The 18,551-nt window shown below is 67.2% G+C and carries 19 protein-coding genes; 12 read left to right on the forward strand and 7 right to left on the reverse strand.

The window, feature by feature from the left end:
* Positions 1-73 precede the first annotated feature (73 nt).
* From AB7849_RS04390 to AB7849_RS04400, 3 genes are read right to left on the reverse strand one after another with little or no spacing between them, the layout of a single operon-like run.
* Positions 74-1,327: a heme biosynthesis HemY N-terminal domain-containing protein gene (locus AB7849_RS04390; RefSeq protein WP_008217147.1), complete on the reverse strand. Its 1,254-nt coding sequence runs from the start codon at positions 1,325-1,327 to the stop codon at positions 74-76.
* Entirely contained in the window at positions 1,324-2,457 is a 1,134-nt protein-coding gene (locus AB7849_RS04395; protein ID WP_369500643.1) for a uroporphyrinogen-III C-methyltransferase, read from the reverse strand. The genes AB7849_RS04390 and AB7849_RS04395 overlap by 4 nt, the downstream gene beginning before the upstream one ends.
* Before the next feature lie 55 nt (positions 2,458-2,512).
* Positions 2,513-3,292: a uroporphyrinogen-III synthase gene (locus AB7849_RS04400; RefSeq protein WP_008216580.1), complete on the reverse strand. Its 780-nt coding sequence runs from the start codon at positions 3,290-3,292 to the stop codon at positions 2,513-2,515.
* A 64-nt stretch (positions 3,293-3,356) separates the two neighbouring features.
* On the opposite strand from AB7849_RS04400, the gene AB7849_RS04405 reads away from it, so the two are divergent.
* The 3 genes from AB7849_RS04405 (at position 3,357) to AB7849_RS04415 (ending at position 4,873) form a co-directional block, all read left to right on the forward strand.
* A complete protein-coding gene (locus AB7849_RS04405; RefSeq protein WP_008216577.1) occupies positions 3,357-3,881 on the forward strand; it encodes a YiiD C-terminal domain-containing protein in 525 nt (174 codons plus the stop codon).
* A 26-nt stretch (positions 3,882-3,907) separates the two neighbouring features.
* Complete coding sequence (locus AB7849_RS04410) at positions 3,908-4,318, forward strand: hypothetical protein (protein WP_008216575.1); 411 nt, start codon at positions 3,908-3,910, stop codon at positions 4,316-4,318.
* Positions 4,319-4,426: 108 nt separating this feature from the next.
* A complete protein-coding gene (locus AB7849_RS04415; protein WP_008216573.1) occupies positions 4,427-4,873 on the forward strand; it encodes a rhodanese-like domain-containing protein in 447 nt (148 codons plus the stop codon).
* A 71-nt stretch (positions 4,874-4,944) separates the two neighbouring features.
* Here the strand turns inward: AB7849_RS04415 and AB7849_RS04420 are convergent, their stop codons facing one another.
* On the reverse strand, positions 4,945-6,051 hold the full coding sequence (locus AB7849_RS04420; RefSeq protein WP_008216571.1) for a 2Fe-2S iron-sulfur cluster-binding protein: 1,107 nt from the start codon (positions 6,049-6,051) through the stop codon (positions 4,945-4,947).
* Positions 6,052-6,075: 24 nt separating this feature from the next.
* Between AB7849_RS04420 and AB7849_RS04425 the strand changes: the two genes are divergently transcribed.
* From AB7849_RS04425 to AB7849_RS04455, 7 genes are all read left to right on the forward strand, one after another.
* Positions 6,076-6,513, forward strand: coding sequence for a hotdog fold thioesterase (locus AB7849_RS04425; RefSeq protein ID WP_008216569.1), 438 nt, complete (start codon positions 6,076-6,078; stop codon positions 6,511-6,513).
* Positions 6,514-7,324: 811 nt separating this feature from the next.
* Positions 7,325-8,269 carry a serine/threonine protein kinase gene (locus tag AB7849_RS04430; RefSeq protein WP_037102479.1) on the forward strand — a complete coding sequence of 315 codons (945 nt, stop codon included), beginning with the start codon at positions 7,325-7,327 and terminating at the stop codon, positions 8,267-8,269.
* 70 nt (positions 8,270-8,339) lie between these two features.
* On the forward strand, positions 8,340-8,951 hold the full coding sequence (locus tag AB7849_RS04435; RefSeq protein ID WP_008216564.1) for a DUF1190 domain-containing protein: 612 nt from the start codon (positions 8,340-8,342) through the stop codon (positions 8,949-8,951).
* Positions 8,951-10,129 (forward strand): glutathionylspermidine synthase family protein, encoded by a 1,179-nt coding sequence (locus tag AB7849_RS04440; protein ID WP_008216562.1) that lies wholly within the window; start codon positions 8,951-8,953, stop codon positions 10,127-10,129. The genes AB7849_RS04435 and AB7849_RS04440 overlap by 1 nt, the downstream gene beginning before the upstream one ends.
* 78 nt (positions 10,130-10,207) lie before the next feature.
* Positions 10,208-10,645 (forward strand): hypothetical protein, encoded by a 438-nt coding sequence (locus AB7849_RS04445; protein WP_008216561.1) that lies wholly within the window; start codon positions 10,208-10,210, stop codon positions 10,643-10,645.
* Between the two features lie 36 nt (positions 10,646-10,681).
* Entirely contained in the window at positions 10,682-11,854 is a 1,173-nt protein-coding gene (locus AB7849_RS04450) for a class I SAM-dependent rRNA methyltransferase (RefSeq protein ID WP_008216558.1), read from the forward strand.
* Between the two features lie 136 nt (positions 11,855-11,990).
* Positions 11,991-12,824: an alpha/beta hydrolase gene (locus tag AB7849_RS04455; protein WP_157618223.1), complete on the forward strand. Its 834-nt coding sequence runs from the start codon at positions 11,991-11,993 to the stop codon at positions 12,822-12,824.
* A 40-nt stretch (positions 12,825-12,864) separates the two neighbouring features.
* On the opposite strand, the gene AB7849_RS04460 is transcribed toward AB7849_RS04455, so the two are convergent.
* The 3 genes from AB7849_RS04460 to alaC all read right to left on the reverse strand — a co-directional run bounded on the left by AB7849_RS04460 (position 12,865) and on the right by alaC (position 16,008).
* Positions 12,865-14,058: an NAD(P)/FAD-dependent oxidoreductase gene (locus AB7849_RS04460; RefSeq protein ID WP_008216554.1), complete on the reverse strand. Its 1,194-nt coding sequence runs from the start codon at positions 14,056-14,058 to the stop codon at positions 12,865-12,867.
* Between the two features lie 145 nt (positions 14,059-14,203).
* Positions 14,204-14,680: a GNAT family N-acetyltransferase gene (locus AB7849_RS04465; protein ID WP_008216553.1), complete on the reverse strand. Its 477-nt coding sequence runs from the start codon at positions 14,678-14,680 to the stop codon at positions 14,204-14,206.
* A gap of 68 nt (positions 14,681-14,748) precedes the next feature.
* Positions 14,749-16,008, reverse strand: a complete 1,260-nt coding sequence (gene alaC / locus AB7849_RS04470) for an alanine transaminase (RefSeq protein WP_008216550.1) — start codon at positions 16,006-16,008, stop codon at positions 14,749-14,751.
* 195 nt (positions 16,009-16,203) lie between these two features.
* Here alaC and rmuC point away from each other — a divergent pair, with 195 nt between their 5' ends.
* Complete coding sequence (gene rmuC / locus AB7849_RS04475) at positions 16,204-17,640, forward strand: DNA recombination protein RmuC (RefSeq protein WP_008216549.1); 1,437 nt, start codon at positions 16,204-16,206, stop codon at positions 17,638-17,640.
* The gene (locus tag AB7849_RS04480; RefSeq protein WP_008216547.1) at positions 17,640-18,518 is read left to right on the forward strand and encodes a class I SAM-dependent methyltransferase; all 879 of its coding nucleotides are present in this window, start codon (positions 17,640-17,642) and stop codon (positions 18,516-18,518) included. The genes rmuC and AB7849_RS04480 overlap by 1 nt, the downstream gene beginning before the upstream one ends.
* Positions 18,519-18,551: the final 33 nt, after the last annotated feature.

Here is an 18,551-nt window from a genome sequence, read left to right on the forward strand (position 1 = left end):
AGCCTCACCCGAAAAGGAAACCACGGCGACATCCGGGTGCCCTAGCCGCCACTTATAACGTACCTAAAAAATCTTATTTCCCCAGTCGTGGCATGCCGTGTGCGTCACGTTCTTCGACGGCGATGGCGCTGGTATCGACGGTTCCCGCCGGCGCAGCCGATGGACGCTGCGCGATTTCGCCGCGCACGGCAGCCAGCGCGTTGCGATAGCAGCGCTGCGCCTGGGTCGCATCACCCTGGTCGGCGCAGGCATCGCCGAGCGCTTCCCACGCACCGGCACTGGGCGCCAGCGCGATCGAGCGTTCCAGGTATTGCCGTGCCTTGCCCCACAACTTCAGGCGCACGCACATGCGGCCCAGCGCCAGCAGCAGGCTGGCATCGTTAGGGTGGGCGTCGAGCCAGCCTTCGGCGCGACGCAGGCGGGATTCCAGGTCGCCGCCGGGCAGCGCACCCCAGGTCTCGACCAGCGTCGGCGACCACTCGCGGCGCAGCGCGGATTCCACTTCGTCCATCGCCGGCAATACCAGACCGAAACCGGCGGCGCGACGGGCGTAGGCATCGATCACCAGCGGCACGCGGCGCTGGGCCTTGGGCAGCTGCGACCACAGTGTGTTGACCGCGGCGCCATCGGGCGCGGCGTCGATGCTGGCAACCAGCACCTGTGCCTCCAGGGCGGACTGGCCTCGCGTGCCGAGCGCGCCACTTTTCTGCAACGGTTCCAGTGCTTCGCGGGCACGCCGGGTGTCGCCACAGGCCAGTGCGGCCAGGGCAAGTTCGCGCCAGCCACCGGGGGTGAGCTTGTTGGCATCGGCGTCCGGTGCCAACAAAGCCACGGCTTCGGCCGGCTTGCCGTCACGGCGCAACACGCGCGCACGCAACACGCGCGCGGCTTGCGGTGCGACCTGGGCCGCCTGGTCGAGGGTTTCCAGCGCACGGGCATGCTCGCCGCGACGCGAAGAGGCTTCCGCCGAAGCCAGCAACGACGGGCCACGCAATGCCGGCAGGCGCGAGGCGCGGTTAAGGTCGCGCTCGGCATCGCCGTGGCGTCCTTCGGTCAGCGCGACCAGGCCTTCGCCCAGCCGCTGGTGGCTGAGCCGGCGATGGCGCCGCGACAACGCGCCGAACGGCCAGCGCACCAGGCGCCACAGGCCGACCAGCACGGCCCACGCCACCAGCACGATCACCACCGCAGCCAGCAGCGAGGTTTCCACCTGCCAACCGCGGATGCGCACCAGCACGTAACCCGGATCGGCCGCCACCCAATGCCAGCCGAACGCGGCCAGCGCGGCGACGATCACCAGCAACAGGATCCAGCGCCACAACCTCATGGCTGGGCCCCGTGGCTGGACGAAGCGGGCGCCGGCGCCGCGGTTGACGGCGACGTGTTGCTGCCAGCCAATGCATGCACCGAACGCAGGTTGCGCAATTCACTCAGTGCAGCACCCAGCTGCACTGGCGCGGACGGCTTGATCTGCTGGAGCAACGTGGCGATTTGCGCGCGCGCCTGCTTCACCTCGTCGGCTTGGGCGTCGAAGCTGGCGGCAAGACTGGCATCGGCGCGCTTGAGTGCGGCATCGGCGGCAGCGGCATCGCGCGCCAGCAGGGCGGCCTGCGCCTGGGCCAGGTCGAGCCCGAGCAATTCACGCACCAGTCCGGCATCGGCCACCGCCAGCGGCGCACCGTTGTCGCGGTGGATGCTGATGACGCTGGACAAGGCCCGACTCACGCGCCCCCACGCGCCCTGGTCCGGCGTGGCGTCGCTATCCAGCGGCTTGAGCGGCAGCTTCACCGCATCGGCACGCAACTGCGCCACGCTGGCAAGCATGGCATCGCGACTGGCCGGTGCGCTCTGCAGCAACGCGTTGCGCTCGGCCTCGATGCTTTGACGCAGGCCGGCGAAGGCCTGGTCGTCCACCGCCGCCAGCGTCTGTTCGGCCAGCGCATAAGCCGCCGCCGCGCCGCGTGCGTCGTGGAACAGCTCGTAACGCTGCTGGCCCATGCGCAGCAGCGACTCGGTGTTGTCCAGCAACATCGCATCGTGGCCGGAGAGGGTCTTCTCCGACAGCTTGCCGACCGCGCTTTCCAGCGCGCGCAGGCGATCGTTCTGCCCCAGCAGCTGCTCGCGCAGGGCGTTGTTGACCTGCTCGGCGTCGTTCAGGCGCTGCTGCAACGAGCTGCCGTTGCTGCTGACGCCGGCCAACGTATGCTCGAGCACGCTGACGCGTTGCTGCATGTCGGTCGCGGCACGTTCGCTGGCGCCGCGATGCTGCATCTGTCGCCATTGCTGCCAACCGACATAGCCGGTGCCGGCGATCGCCAGCAAGGCCAGCAGCAAGGCCAGCGCCAGCGTGCCACCGCCGGAACGGCGCGGCGGTGCGGCGGCGACTTTCGCGCGGCGGGAATCGGAAGGCGCGCCCGTGGGCGCGGCGGGGTCACGGGTGAGATCGTCCTGGCTCATGCGCGCATGCTACCAGCCCGCGCACGCGGCTTCGTTGTCGTCGGGTGAAGAGCACTCACATGGCCGCAGCGGCGAGCAGATCGACGCCGCGCGCCGAGGCCGCCTTCTGCACCCGGCTGAATCCCGCGGCATCGGCAATCGACGCGAGCCGCTCGCTGCTGACCACCGCCAAAGCCATACACAAACGCCGCCAGAGGGCAGGCGCCAACGCCGCCTGCAGGTTCTGCAAGGCTTCGGCGCTGGACAGGAGGACCCGTGCATCGGCGGGCAGATGCCGCACGAGCTCCAGGTGCCGCGGCCCCAGCCGGGGTGGCACGCGCTGGTACACCTGCACCTCATGCAGATGGGCACCGCGTGCGCGCAGCTGATCGCGCAACAGGCCGCGACCACCGGGGGCGCCGACCAGCGCCACGCGCCGCCCTTGCAGCGATTGCAGCACCGGCAGCGCCAGCAGGCCTTCGCTGTCCTGCCGCTGTTCGGGCGCCTGCGCCGTCAGCCCATGTCGATGCAGGGCGCGCGCCGATCCTTGCCCCACGGCCAGCACGCTGGCCCGGGTTTCCAGCGGCAGCAGCGCGGCGGCAAAGCGCACCGCAGCGGGGCTGGTGAACAGCAGCAGCTCGGCATCCAGCGCCTCGCGCAGGGCGGCGCGGGTGGCGACCGCATCATCCGCCGCGCGCAGCGACAAACCCGGCAGCAGTACCGGCACGCCACCGCGCGCACGGATTTGTCGCGCCATGGCCCCGGCCGTACCCACCGGACGGGTGATCACCAGCGTGCGCCCGTTCAGCGCCCTGGCCTGCGATGCGGGTTGTGTTGCCACGCCGGGACCTTCCATCAGGGAGTCCGATGCAGTGTAGCGTCTACACTTCGGGTCCCCACCCCCGCAACACGAGCTACCGATGGTTTCCACCGCACCCTCTCCGACCGACCGGCACGAGGCCGCGCAGGCACTGGTCGATTTCATCCATGAAGGCATTCCGCTGGCGCGCGACATGGCGCTGCAACTGCACCACTACGATGGCGAACAACTGACCCTGGCCGCGCCACTGGCACCCAACGTCAACGACAAGGGCTGCGCCTTTGGCGGCAGCCTGGTCAGCGTGATGACGCTGACCGGCTGGGGCCTGGTGGAACTGGCGCTGCGCGCACGCAACGAGGATTGCGACGTGTTCGTGGGCGAATCCACCGTGCGCTATCTCAGCCCGGTATGGGACGACTTCCTCAGCGCGGCACAATTGGCCCCTGAAGCCGACTGGGCCACGTTCTTCGGCACCCTCGCCGCTCGTGGCAAGGCCCGCATCGAGGTAACCTGCGCGGTGCCGGGTGATGAGGGCAAGCCGGCCGCGACACTGTCTGCCCGTTTCGTGGCCAAGCGTCGCGCGCACCCGCGCACGGACGCCACCAGCGCGAATGCGGCAAAATGATCGCTTCCATCCGGGGGAGATCGTCCATGCGCCGCACCATCACTTGCCTTGTTGCACTGAGTGCACTCCTGCTGGGCGGCTGTGCCGCCGACCAGCGCAGCAACGCGCTGACCGAGACCCTGCTGGCCTACGCCAACGCCGTGCGCTGGGACGGTTTTCCCAGCGCGTGGCAGTTCGTCGATCCCAAGGTGCGCAAAAAGCACCCGCTGACTTCGCTGGACCAGGCCCGTTTCCAGCAGGTGCGGGTCAGCGATTACGACGATGGCAACGGCGCGGTTCCCGACGGCAAGAACCAGGTGACCCAGGTGGTCAAGATCAGCCTGATCAACCGCAACACCCAGTCCGAGCGCAGCGTGATCGACCACCAGACCTGGCGCTACGATCCCGTGGCCAAGCGCTGGTGGCTGGAAAGCGGCCTGCCGGACATCACCCAGTAGGCGCGCGCTCGACCGGGCTGGTCAGATCGGGCCGGAGGCCGTACGCATGCCGTATAATCGACGGTTTACCCGGATCCGCGCGGCCGTGCTGCGCGAAGTGGACGCGCGATGAACGATTTTCTGCACAAACTGCCCCAGTTCGTGAACCATCACCTCGCGCTGTCGGCGCTGTTCGTGATCCTGCTGCTGGCGGTGATCGTCACCTACGTGGCCGTGCTGTTCCGCAAGTACAAGGAACTCACTCCGGCCGCGCTGACCATGCTGATCAACCGCGAAAGCCCGCTGATGATCGACCTGTCGGCCCGCGCCGATTTCGAGAAGATGCATATCCCCGGCGCGAAGCACGTGGCGATGAGCCAGTTCGATCCCGAGAACAAGGACCTGGCCAAGGCGAAGGACTTGCCGGTGGTGGTGATGGACAAGGACGGTCGTGGCAACTCGGCGAAGGCCGCGCCGCGCCTGGTCAAGGCCGGCTTCGGCAAGGTCTACGTGCTGGGCGGCGGCGTGCTGGGCTGGCACGCGGCGCAATTGCCGGTGGCCAAGGGCGCCAAGTAGGAATCCGCGTGCGGGCGATGCTTCTTGCATGACGCCCGCACGCCCGCAAGGCATCGCGGCTGAAGTCGCGCCTACGGGTGCAGCCCGGCCCGGCCAGCCATGATCTGCGCCAGCACGTCGGGCGCATAGTCGAACGAGTCGTAATACAGCCGGTCATCCGGCAGACCCGCATCGGTGAAGCGATGGCGGGCAGCGTCGATCATCGCCGGCGGTCCGCTCATGTAGACGTCGTGACCGGACAGATCCGGGTGATCGGCCAGCACCGCCTCGTGCACCAGTCCCTCGCGCAAGCCCGGGCATTGCGCCTGGTCCGGCTCGGACAACACCGGGTGGAAGCGCAGGTTCGGCAGCCTGGCTGCCCAGCCCTCCACTTCTTCGCGCAGGTACAGATCGGCCGCGTTGCGCGCGCCCCAGTACACATCCATCTCGCGACGCGTGCCCAGCTCGATGAAATGTTCGACGATTGCCTTCACCGGTGCGAAACCGGTGCCACCGGCCATGAACACCATCGGCCGCTCCGAATCCTCGCGCGCCACCAGCGTGCCCAACGGGCCCTCGATGCGCAGCGTGTCGCCCACCTGCAACCGGTCCGCCACCCACGAAGTGAAGCCGCCGCCGGCGACATGGCGCACGTGCAATTCGATCGCGCCGTCGGCCTGCGGCCCGTTGGCAATGGAGAACGGCCGGCGCCGGCCCTCTTCCAGCAACACGTCGAGATACTGCCCGGGCAGCCAGCGCAGGCGCGGCACGCCTTCATCCGGCAACAGGCGCAGACCGGTCACGTCGGGCGCCAGCGTCCATTTGTCGGCTACGCGCACGCGCAACTGCCGGCGCGCGATGTCCTCCACCGAGGTCACCTCACGCGCTTCCAGCAGCAGGTCGCTGGCCGGCACCGCCTGGCACAGCAGCACCGCGTGATGGGCACGCTCGTGCGCATCCAGCGCGGTGGGCGGATTGCGCGGGTAGACGCAGCGGCCAGCCAGCAAGGTGGCCTTGCAACTGCCACAGACCCCGGCACGGCACGAATACGGCAACGCGATGCCGGCTCGCTGCGCGGCCTCCAGCACGGTCTCGCCAGCGGCCACGTCGAAATGGCGGCCGGAACTTTTCAGGGTTACGGTGAACACGCATGCATTGTCGCCGCGATGGCACTCCGTCGACAATGCGACCTTTCGCATGAACCATCCAAAGAGTATCCGGCCATGAGCATCTGGAAGCAGGACATCGACCTCGAGCACATCAACAGCTGGCGCGCCAACACGCTGCTGGAATCGCTCGACATCCGCGTTACCGCCGCGGGCGACAACTGGCTGCAAGGCACGATGCCGGTGGACCATCGCACGCACCAGCCCTACGGCCTGCTGCACGGCGGCGCCTCGGTGGCGCTGGCCGAAACGCTGGGCAGCGTCGCCGCCATGCTTACGCTGGATCCTGCACGCGAACGCGCGGTGGGCCTGGACATCAACGCCAACCACGTGCGCGGCGTACGCGAAGGCATCGTCACCGGCACCGCCAAGGCATTGCATCTGGGGCGCTCCACCCAGGTCTGGGAAATCCGCATCGAGAACGAAGCCGGCCAGCTGGTGTGCATGTCGCGTCTGACCATGGCGGTGGTGCCGGTTGCGGTGGTGGGCAAGTGAGATCGCAGCTTTCTCCCACACGGAGGGAGAAGCCTCACGTTTCCCCCTCTCCCTTTTGGGGAGAGAAAGTGAACGCATCGGGCAAGTTTGCATGCCTTTTACGCCCTCTCCCCGCCGGGGGGAGAGCTGGGGTGAGGGGACACTCTTGCGCCATGGCCGCTTCGAAGCGGCTTTTGATGAGTGCTGTCGCGAGCACCCACCCCTCACCTCAATCCTCTCCCCGAAGGGGAGAGGAGGCGAGCGTGCCGTGCGGGTTCGCATATTTTTTACTCCCTCTCCCCACCGGGGAGAGGGCTGGGGTGAGGGGACACTCTTGCGTCATGGCCGCTTCGAAGCGGCTTTCGATGCGTGCTGTCGCGAGCACCCCCCTCACCTCAATCCTCTCCCCGGTGGGGAGAGGAGGCAAGCGTGCCGTGCGGGTCTGCATGCTTTTTACTCCCTCTCCCCGCCGGGGAGAGGGCTGGGGTGAGGGGACACTCTTGCGTCATGGTCGCTTCGAAGCGGCTTTCGATGCGCGCTGTCGCGAGCACCCGCCCCTCACCTCAATCCTCTCCCCAAAGGGGAGAGGAGGCGGACGTGCCGGGCGGGTTCGCATGCTTTTTACTCCCTCTCCCCACCGGGGAGAGGGCTGGGGTGAGGGGACACTCTTGCGATACGGCCGCTTCGAAGCGGCTTTTGATGCGTGCTGTCGCGAGCACCCGCCCCTCACCTCAATCCTCTCCCCGGTGGAGAGAGGAGGCGAATGTGCCGAGCGGGTTCTCACACTTGCGCGCCCCGGATACGCGCGCACCTTCGGGGCATGGGGCTTCGCATGATTGATGCCCCCTATGCCAACCTCACCCCGGACCTCGTGCTCGACGCCGTAAGCGCCTGCGGGCTGTGGCCGGACGGCCGCCTGCTGGCGTTGAACAGCTACGAGAACCGTGTGTGGCAGGTGGGTATCGAGGACGAAGCGCCAGTCATCGCCAAGTTCTACCGCCCGGGCCGCTGGAGCGATGCGGCGATCCTGGAAGAACACGCCTTCGCGCAGGAACTGGCCGATGCCGAGCTGCCGGTGGTGGCGCCACTGGTCTTCGGTGGCCGCACGCTGCTGCATCACGGCGGCTTCCGCTACGCACTGACGCCACGCCGCGGCGGACGCGCGCCCACGCTGGAATCGACCGAGCAACTGGAATGGTTGGGGCGGCTGATCGCGCGCATGCATGCCGTCGGCGCGCGCGAACCCTTCGCGCACCGTGGCCGCATTGATCGCGCCACCCTGATCGAACAACCGGTACAAGCCGTGCTGGCCTCGTCGCTGCTGCCCGAGTCGCTGCACGCAAACTATCGCAACGCCGCGCAACGGCTGGATGCGGCGGCAGCCGCACGCCAGGATGCTGTCGGCCCCGTGCGTTCGCTGCGCCTGCACGGCGATTGCCACCCCGGCAATCTGCTGTGGACCGACGCCGGCCCGCATTTCGTGGATCTCGACGACGCCCGCGGCGGCCCGGCCGTCCAGGACCTGTGGATGCTCGCCCACGACGAGCACGCCATGCAGTCGCTACTGGATGGCTATACGTCCATGCGCGATTTCGACCCGGCCGAACTGGCGCTGGTGCCCGTGCTGCGCGCGATGCGCCAGGTGCACCATGCCGGCTGGATCGCCCAGCGCTGGCACGACCCCGCCTTTCCCGCCGCGTTCCCGTTTGCCGCCGAACCCCGCTGGTGGGAGCAGCACATCGCCGACCTGCACGAGCTGGCCGACGAGCTCGAATAGGCTTCGCGCCACCTTTCCCGGCGCCCCGCGAACTGAGACACTTCGCCGACTGATTTCAAGGAACGAAACCATGAAGCGATCCCGCACCGCCGTCCTGCTCGCGATGGGCGCCACACCCCTGCTGCTGAGTGCCTGCAACAACGAACCCGACGCCACGCGCAGCGGCCTGTACACCTCGGTGGAGGCCTGTACCGCCGCCACCCACGATGTCGCCACCTGCAGCGATGCCTACCTGAAGGCGCACCAGGCGGCCGAAGCCGAAGCACCACACTACGCCACGGCCGCAACATGCGAAGCCGACTTCGGACTCGATCAGTGCATCCAGCGCGGCGGCGGCCAGCACAGTTTCTATGGCCCGCTGATGACCGGCTTCTTCCTGTCGCAAATGATGCACCACGGCCGCGCCGCCAACGGCTTCAACAGTGCACCGGCTTTCCGCGACCGCTGGAACAGCTGGCGGCGCCCGGCCGATGACAAGCGCCCGGACAATCCCGCTGGTGGAAGTTATGGCGGCAGCGGCTACGCCGGCGGCAGCTACGGCGGCGTATACCGCAGCGGCACCGGCCGCTCGATGACGCGGGTCTCTGCCACACCGGACCGCGCGATCACGGTCAGCCGCGGCGGCTTCGGCCGCTCCGGCGGATCGCACGGCTTCCACGGCTTCCATGGTTTCGGCGGCTGATGCGCCGCATCGTCAGCGCCGAGCGCCCGGACTGGCGCGCCAAGGCCGCCGCCTGCGGCTTCGGCTTCCACACCATCGACGACGCGCCGTATTGGGATGAAACGGCGTACTACGCCTTCAGCCTGCGCGAGATCGAAGACGACATCGAGGCACCCACCGAAGAGCTGCACGCGATGGCGCTGGACATGGTCGAGCGCATCGTGCGCGACGAGGCCGCACTGGCCCGACTCGGCATTCCCGAACATTACCGAGACTGGATTGCCCGGAGCTGGGAGACGCGCTCGCCGCACCTGTACGGACGCATGGATTTCGCCTACGACGGCACCGGCCCCGCCAAGCTCTACGAGCTGAACTACGACACGCCCACCGCGCTGTTCGAGGCCGCCTTCTTCCAGTGGCAATGGCTGGAAGACCTGCTTGCCGGCGACCGGTTGCCACCCGACACCGACCAGTTCAACTCGATCCAGGAAGCGCTGGTGGAAGCCTTCGGCAGCATCGCGCGCACCATCCGGCGTCCGTTCCGCTTCGCGGCCGTACGCGATTCGGAGGAAGACCGCGGCACCGTCGCCTATCTGCGTGACTGCGCGCTGCAAGCCGGCATCGATGGCGAGTTCATCGCCATCGAGGATATCGGCCGCACCGTCGACGGCCGCTTCACCGATCTTGACGACCGCGTCATCGGTTGCCTGTTCAAGCTCTATCCGCTGGAAGACCTGTTCCAGGACGAGTTTGGCCGCTACCTGCCCGCATCCGGGCTGCAATTGATCGAGCCGCCGTGGAAGGCGCTGCTCAGCAACAAGGGCATTCTCCCGCTGCTGTGGGACGCCTACCCCGGCCATCCCAACCTGCTGCCGGCTGCCTTCGATGCCGGCGGCGAGCTGCCGCGCGGCTGGGTGCGCAAGCCGCTGCATTCGCGTGAGGGCGCCAACATCGCCATGCACCTGGCCGACGGTCGCGAGCTGGCCACCGAGGGCCCTTATCGCGGCCCGTGCATCCGCCAGGCCTGCCACCCGCTCACCGCATTCAACGGCCACTACCCGCTGGTCGGCAGTTGGGTGGTGGGCGACCGTGCCTGCGGCATCGGCCTGCGCGAGGATGCCACCCTGGTCACCCGCGACAGCGCGCGCTTCGTGCCGCACGTCATCCTGGAGGAGCCGCGCGGCATCCTGCTGGCCTGAACGCGGGCCAGCAGCGTGGCTGGCCCACGCTGCGGTGGTGGCTCTATGCTTGCGTCCCTTTCGAACGAGGCTTGCCGCGTGCGTACCGTTTTGTTCCGCCTGATCGGCATCCTCGAAGTGGCCGGTGGCTTGTATGGCTTCGCCACCATGCTGCGCCGGCTGCTGCCGCCCGGCTCGCTGCACAACGCGCTGCCGGCGCTGATCGCGCTGGCTGCCTACGCTTTCGTGATGGTCGCCGGCGTGCTGCTGCTGGAAGGCAGCGAGCGCGGCATCCGTCTGTCGAGCTGGGCCCAACTGCTGCAGCTACCGTTGATCGCCACGCCGATCTTCAGCTACGCCATGCACTGCGGTGCTTACGTCGACGTGTTCGCCACGCTGCACCTGCCGGTGCACCCGGGCATCACCTGGCTCCTGGGCAGCGAAGGCTTCGGGCTGGCGCTGGCCGGTCCGGCAACCTCGCGGCTGGGCCTCAACCTGCTGGCGCTGTTGTCCTGGCTGGCGTTGCGGCTGCGCTGAGCGAGAGTCCACGCCGAAGCCAGCTATCATGGGCGGATGAATACGCCCGTCGCCCACCCTCCGATCCGCCTCAAATCCGACCGCACGCCCGGCCATCCGTGGATCTGGTCCGCCCAGGTCCACAAGCCGGAGGCGCGCATCCCGCCGGGTAGCGTGGTGGAAGTGCGCGATGCGAAGAACCGCTTCATCGGCCAGGCATTCTGGAACGGCCATGCGCGCATCGCGCTGCGCCTGCTGACCAGCAACCCGGCCGAAGCGATCGATGCCACGTGGATCGCCGCGCGCATCCACCGCGCCGTGCAATTGCGCCGCGAACTGCTGCGACTGGATGACGCCAGCGATGCCTGGCGCGTGGTGCACAGCGAGGGCGATGGCCTTTCCGGGCTGATCGTGGACCGCTACGCCGACATCCTGGTGATCGAATACTTCGCCGCTGGCATGTGGAAGTTCCGCGACACCATCCACGCCGCGCTGCTGCAACACTTCCCCGGCGCACGTTTGTACTGGTTCGCCGAAAGCCACGTGCAGAAGCAGGAATCGTTCGACTGCCGCGCGGCCGACGTGCCCGACGCAGTAGAGGTGCACGAGCATGGCCTGCGCTTCCACGCCGCGCCCGGCTGCGGCCACAAGACCGGTTTCTTCGCCGACCAGCGCGACAACCGCCGTCGCTTCGCCGAACTGGCCAAGGGCCACCGCGTACTCGACCTGTGCTGCAACGCCGGCGGCTTCGCCGTGCACGCCATGGCCGCGGGCGCGCGCGAAGCGGTCGGCGTGGACATGGATGCGGGCATCCTCGATATCGCCCGCGCCAACGCCACCGCCAATGGCGTCACGGTGGATTTCCAGCAGGCCGATATCTTCGACTGGCTGCGCGCCGCCGTGGCGCGTGGCGAGCAATACGACGCGGTGATTCTCGACCCGGCCAAGCTCACCCGCGACCGCAACAAAGTGTTCGACGCGCTGAAGAAATACTTCGCGATGAACCGGCTGGCGCTGGACGTGATCCCGCCCGGCGGCCTGCTGCTCACCTGCTCGTGTACCGGACTGGTCAGCGAAGCGGACTTCCTGGAGATGCTGCGCCGGGTGGCCCTGAACGCCGGCCGCGAGATCCAGGTACTGGAAGTACGCGGCGCCGGCGCCGACCACCCGGTGCGCACCGACGTACCGGAAAGCCGTTACCTGAAGGCGGTGTTCTGCCGGGTGGATTGATCCCACGTGGCTGTTGTAGGAGCGCACCTTGTGCGCGATGCTCTTGCTTCAAGTGTCGATAAAAAGCATCGCGCACAGGGTGCGCTCCTACAGATATCCCGGCAGTTTTATCCAGGTGCCAGGTGCCCGCCACCTCATGAAGATCCGCACGCCCCTGCTCACGATTGCAGCATTCGTGCTCTTCTACTTCGTTGCAGGAGCATGCTTTTTTCGATTCGGGGTTGAATCGCTGGTATTGCCACACGTTGCCCTCTCCGCACAAACAACGGCACCGCTGTTCTTGCGCATCGGCGGTGATGACGGCAATGCCATTCTGGTTCGGCGCTACGGAACACCGAAGGTGGACTGCGTCGTCTTCTTTCCCGGCCAACATGGCAACATCTCTGCGTACATAAGGAACCTGTTCCCTGCATTCGTCGCTCATGGCATTGCCGTTCTGGCCGTCGCCTACCCGGGGCAAAATGGCGCCCCTGGCACACCTCATCATCTGCACGAAATCATGGTGCTCGCCACGCAGACAGCCGAGGCTGCCCAAGCTACATGTCCGGGCCACCGAATAGTGCTGTACGGTCGCTCCCTGGGCTCCATGGTCGCAGCCTACGCTGCCGCAAAAACTCATCCCGCGGGACTCATTCTCGACAGCGCAGCACGCTCGTTCTCTTCAGCGATTCGCCTTCGCCTAAACGCCCGCTGGTATCTGGCACCACTGGCATTGCTGCCTGTTCCAAGGCTCCTCGCGCATGACTATTCGCTTGCTGAAGCGCTGTCGAGCATGCGGGATGTACCAGCCGTCGTATTTCAGGGTACGGCGGATAGAGAGACTCCGCTCTCGGATTTACGAGCGGCGGGCATGCCCGGCAACCTGAAGCTTGTCGTGGTTTCGGGCGGGACGCACTCGACCACGGACCTACTGGCGCGGGATCGGACCATGCAGACGGCCTTGACCATGCTTCGAGCACCTCGCACCTGACAATCAGGGGAGGGGAGTCGCCTTTGACACGCCACGCATTTCAGGTGCTGTGCGGCAAGCGCCCGCGCAACGACGACGCGTCGAACGGCCCCGCTTGCGCAATCAACTCGCGCGCCGCGTCCACCTGGTCCCAGGTATTCCACAGCAGCACGCCGCGCACGCGGCCACCGTCGAGGTAATACACCACGCCTTCGCGGTACGGTTCGCGCCAGTCCTCGACCACGCCGAGGTGGCTGTCGAGCAGGCCTACGGCCTCGTAACCCAGGTCGAACAGGTCGGAGTAGAAGAACGGCAGCGTGTCGTATGGCTCGTCGATGCCGGCCATCACGCGGCCGGCGTGCTTGCCCATGCCGACGGCGGCGTCCTCGTGTTCCACGCGCAGGCGTCGATCCAGCGCCGGGTTGCGGAAATTGGCGATATCGCCGGCGGCCCAGATGTCGGCGTCGCTGCTGCGCAGACGGTCATCGACGACAACGCCGTTATCGACTTTCAGCCCGGCCTGTTCCGCCAACTCGGTGTTCGGCGTCACGCCAATGCCCACCGCCACTGCATCCACGCGCAAGGTCTCGCCATCGGACAGCGCCAGTTCCACGCCCTCACCAACTGCCTTGCCATCTACCACGTTCACGCCGGCAGACACGGTCACGCCATGTTCGCGGTAGTAGTCGTCGAGGAAATGACACAGCGCATCGGGATAGCGACCCGCACCGATCGACGGACCGGGGAACAGCATTGTTACCTTGCAGCCCGCGCCCGCCAGCGAGGCGGCCAGTTCGCTGCCGATGAAGCCGCCGCCGACCACCGCCACGTGCGCGCCCTTGACCGCGAAGCGGCGCAATGCGCGATAGTCGTCCAGCGTGCGGAAATGGATCACCCGTTCGCCGGCATCGAAAGGCAGTCGCCGCGGCGTGGCGCCGGTAGCCAGCAGCAATCGACGATAGCGATAGCTGTTGCCATGGTCGTCGCGCGCGAGGTGCGCGGCACGATCCAGTGCCACGATGCGCCGACCACCGTGCACTACCGTTCCGCTGGCGGCCGTACCCAGGTCGATATCGCCCGGCGACTTGTCGCCCTTCCACAACGCCTTGGACAATGGTGGCCGCTGATAGGGAGGCGCTGCCTCGTCGCCCACGATGCCGACATCGGCAGCGGCATCGATCTCGCGAATGGATTTGGCGGCGGCATCTGCGGCCATGCCGCCCCCGACGATCAGATAGTCATGACTGCATTCCACGACAGGCTCCACGTTGGACGGATTGCACCATCTTTACCTGCCACTGGATACGACAGCGTGAAATCACCGCCGCCCATCTCCGGTTGCCATCCGGCACGGAGTCGGAAGCGCGCGGAGGGCACCGGTTCGCGCTTGTGCGCCCGGCTCATCCAGCGGGTGCCCGTCCGTCGAGTTTCCGGGTCATGTAAACACTGTTCGGATCGCGTTTGTAACTTCCAAAAGGCGCACACGGTTCGAACCCGAACGATGCATACAAGCGCCGTGCAGGCTCGAAGAATGCCATCGAGCCCGTTTCCAGACTCAGCCTCGAATAACCGCGGGTGATGGCCTCTTGCACCAGGTGCCGCAACAGCATGGAAGCGACGCCACGCCGCACATGCGAAGCGGCGGTGCGCATGGACTTGATCTCGGCATGCGATCCGGTCAGCTGCTTCAGCGCCCCGAACCCGGCCAGCGCCTCGCCATCCCAGACACACCAAAAGGTGACGTCGGCACGACGCAATCCCTCCAGATCCAGTGCGTGGCGACTCTCTGCCGGCGCGGTCGGCGCCAGCGAGTCGAGATGCTCGCGAAGCAGTGCAAGAACCGCGGGGCTCTCCAGCTTGTCGATCCGGATCTCCAACCGTCCCCTCCCGAAAAATCCTGCCCGTGGAATGACCACGATGACTCAGGCAGGCGGACCGCATGAACTCAGCCGGTGCCGGCGCCCGCATCCTTCGTCGTCTCGCCTGCCGCCTTCGCCGCAGCGGGGAGCAGGCCATCCTTCCGGAACATCGCCTTGATGCCGCGCACCGCCTGGCGGATGCGATCCTGGTTCTCGATCAGGGCGAAGCGCACGTGGTCGTCACCGTAATCACCGAAACCCACGCCGGGCGACACGGACACCTTGGCCTCGGCCAGCAGCTTCTTGGCGAACTCCAGCGAACCGAGCGACAGGTACGGCTCGGGAATTTTCGCCCAGACGTACATCGACGCACGCGGGTTCTCTACCATCCAGCCGGCTTCATGCAGCCCCTTGACGAGTACGTCGCGGCGCAACTGATATTGATGGGCAATGTCGCGCACGCACTGCTGGTCGCCCTCCAGCGCAGCTATCGCAGCCACTTGCAGCGGGGTGAAGGTGCCGTAGTCGTGATAGCTCTTGATCCGCGCCAGCGCCGCGACCAGCTCGGCATTGCCGACCATGAAGCCGATGCGCCAGCCGGCCATGTTGTAGCTTTTGGACAGGGTGAAGAATTCCACCGCAATGTCCTTCGCGCCGGGCACCTGCATGATCGATGGTGCCTTCCAGCCGTCGTACGTGATGTCGGCGTAGGCCAGGTCGTGCACCACCAGCACGTCGTACTGCCGCGCCAGTTCGACCACCCGCGCAAAGAAGTCCAGCTCCACGCACTGCGCGGTGGGGTTTGACGGAAAGCCGAGAATCATCATCTTCGGCTTCGGGATGCTCTCGCGGATACCGCGCTCGAGTTCGGCGAAGAAATCGATGCCCGGCGCCATCGGCACCGAACGGATCTGTGCGCCGGCAATCACCGCACCGTAGATGTGGATCGGGTAACTGGGATTGGGCACCAGCACGGTGTCGCCACGATCGAGCGTGGCCAGCATCAGGTGCGCCAGGCCCTCTTTCGAGCCGATGGTGACGATGGCCTCGCTTTCGGGATCGAGTTCCACGCCATAGCGGTCGGCATACCAATGCGTGATCGCGCGACGCAAGCGCGGAATGCCCTTCGACGTCGAATAGCCGTGCGTGTCCGGCCGCTGCGCCACCATGCACAGCTTCTCCACGATATGCGGCGGCGTGGCGCCATCGGGGTTGCCCATGCTGAAGTCGACGATGTCCTCGCCGCGACGACGCGCCGCCATCTTCAGCTCGGCGGTGATGTTGAAAACGTAGGGCGGAAGACGTTCGATGCGCGCGAAACGGCGCGGAGAACCGGGCTCGGTCATGATGATCTCGATGGTCGTAGGCGCCCGGAACCGTCCGAGCGACGCCGGCCGCCATGCGGCCTGTCACGGCATGTGGCGCCGCGATACGGGCAACCATATCGCCACGATCGGCCCGACGTCCAGCGTTGACGCGCCGTCCCGGAAACTGAGACTCCAGCGCGTAAACTTGTACCCTTGAATCCGCGGAAACGATCCATGCCTATCACCGACATTCTCCTGCTGGCCGTGCTCGTCGTGCTGGCATTGCAGGTATTCATCCTGCTGCGCAAGTCCGGCAGCCACGAGCTGGGCGCCCGGCTCGATGCCCTGAAGGACGACAACGAACGCCTGCAGCGCACGCTGCGCGAGGAACAGCGCGCCGGTCGCGAGGAGCTGCAGCAGGGCTTCGATCGCTTTCGCAACCACGTCGGCGAGCAGCTGACCGGCATGTCGCGCCAGCAGGCCGAACGCATCGACGGCTTCGGCCAACGGCTCGCCGCGCTCACCGACAGCACCAGCGCCGGGCTGCAGACGCTGGCACAACGCCTGGCCGATGACGCACGCAAGAGCCGCGAGGAACTCACGCTGGCGCTGAACCGCTTCGGCGAACAGCAGCAGCAGCGGCTGGGCGCCCTCACCGCCGACAACGAGAAGCGCATGGGCGAAGTGCGCGCCACGCTGGAGGCCAAGCTCGGCGCGATCCAGCAGGACAACGCCGCCAAGCTGGAACAGATGCGCGCCACAGTCGACGAAAAGCTGCAGAGCACGCTGGAAACCCGGCTCGGGCAATCGTTCCAGATCGTCACCCGCCACCTCGAAGCCGTGCAGCAAGGGCTGGGCGAGATGCGCAACCTCGCCACCGGCGTCGGCGACCTGAAGCGCGTGCTGACCAACGTGAAGAGCCGCGGCATCTACGGTGAAGTGCAGCTGGGCGCCCTGCTGGAGCAGATGCTCACTCCCGACCAGTACGAATCCAACGTGGCCACCGTGCCGGGCAGCAGCGAGCGGGTGGAATTCGCCATCTGCATGCCTGGCCAGCAGGACGGCGGACGGCTGTACCTGCCGATCGACGCGAAGTTCCCGGTCGAGGATTACCAGCGCCTGCTCGACGCACAGGATGCCGCCGATGCCGATGCCGCAGCGCTCGCCGGGCGCGCGCTGGAACTGCGCGTGCGCGAGGAGGCCAAGCGCATCGCCGGCAAGTACGTGGCACCGCCGCACACCACCGACTTCGCGGTGCTGTTCCTGCCCACCGAGGGGCTTTACGCCGAAGTGATCCGTCGACCGGGCCTGTTCGAAAACCTGCAACGCGACCACCGCATCACCATCGCCGGCCCGACCACGCTGAGCGCCCTGCTCAACAGCCTGCAGATGGGCTTCCGCACGCTGGCCATCGCCAAGCGCAGCAGCGAGGTATGGAGCGTGCTCGGCGCGGTGAAAACCGAGTTCGGCAAGTTCGGCGACGTGCTGGACAAGGTCAAGAAGAAGCTCGACGAGGCCGGCAAGCACATCGACGCCACCGGCGTGCGCACCCGCGCGATCGAGCGCCGGTTGCGCAGCGTGGAATCGTTGACCGAGGACGAGGCCGACGACCTGATCGGCGCCGTGCTGCCATCCCCCGGCACGGATGACGAGGAAGACAGCGAGACCTGATGCCCATGCCACCCGATGCCACGGCGGTCCTGCAGGCGCGCATCGCGGAAATCGAACGCGATGACTCGCTGCAGCGCCCGGAACGATTGCGCGAACGCATCGAGGCGATGGACCGGCTGGATGCCCTGCTCTTCGACGACGTGGCCGATGCGGTCCGCCAGCACGCCAGCGCGTTGATGCGGCAGCTGGAGACCGTCAACCAGACGGCTTACTTCGCCATCCGCGCAGCCATTCGTGGCGGCGAAGGCAAAGCCGTCCTGCGCCACTGGCTGCAGGCACTCGCCGCACCGGCTGACACGCCACTGGACGACCAGGCCTACGACGCCCTCGACAGCGTGCTCGCCGGCGTGCTGCCGTTCGACGAACCAGCAGATGGCGACGACGCGTTGCCGCCCGAGATGGTGTTCTACCAGCCCACGCCCGCCCGCCACATCCTCGACCTGATCGAGCGCGTGCAGCTCGACGCCGCCGACGTGCTGGTCGACCTCGGCTCCGGCCTCGGCCACGTGCCGCTGCTGGTGGCGATTTGCGCTGGCGCGCGCTGCATCGGCATCGAGCGCAACGCGGCTTATGTCGCCTGCGCCCGCCGTTGCGCCGAAGCACTGGCGCTCACGGGCGTCACCTTCGTCGAGCAGGATGCCCGCGCCGCAGATCTCGCCACCGGCACCGTGTTCTACCTCTACACGCCGTTCACCGGCACGGTTTTGCGCAGCGTGCTGGACCGGCTGCAGCGCGAGGCGTCCGCCCGTCGCATCCGCGTGGCCACGCTGGGTCCGTGCACGGCGATCGTCGCCGGCGAAGCATGGCTGGTGCCGCTCGAACCGCCGCAACCGCACCGGGTCGCCGTGTTTTGCTCCATCGCGCCGCGGCCGGCTTGAACCGCACCCGTCGCCGCCGGATTCGCCCGGCGC

This window comes from Rhodanobacter sp. FW021-MT20 (genome assembly GCF_041107475.1).
Classification (GTDB): Bacteria; Pseudomonadota; Gammaproteobacteria; order Xanthomonadales; family Rhodanobacteraceae; genus Rhodanobacter_A; species Rhodanobacter_A glycinis.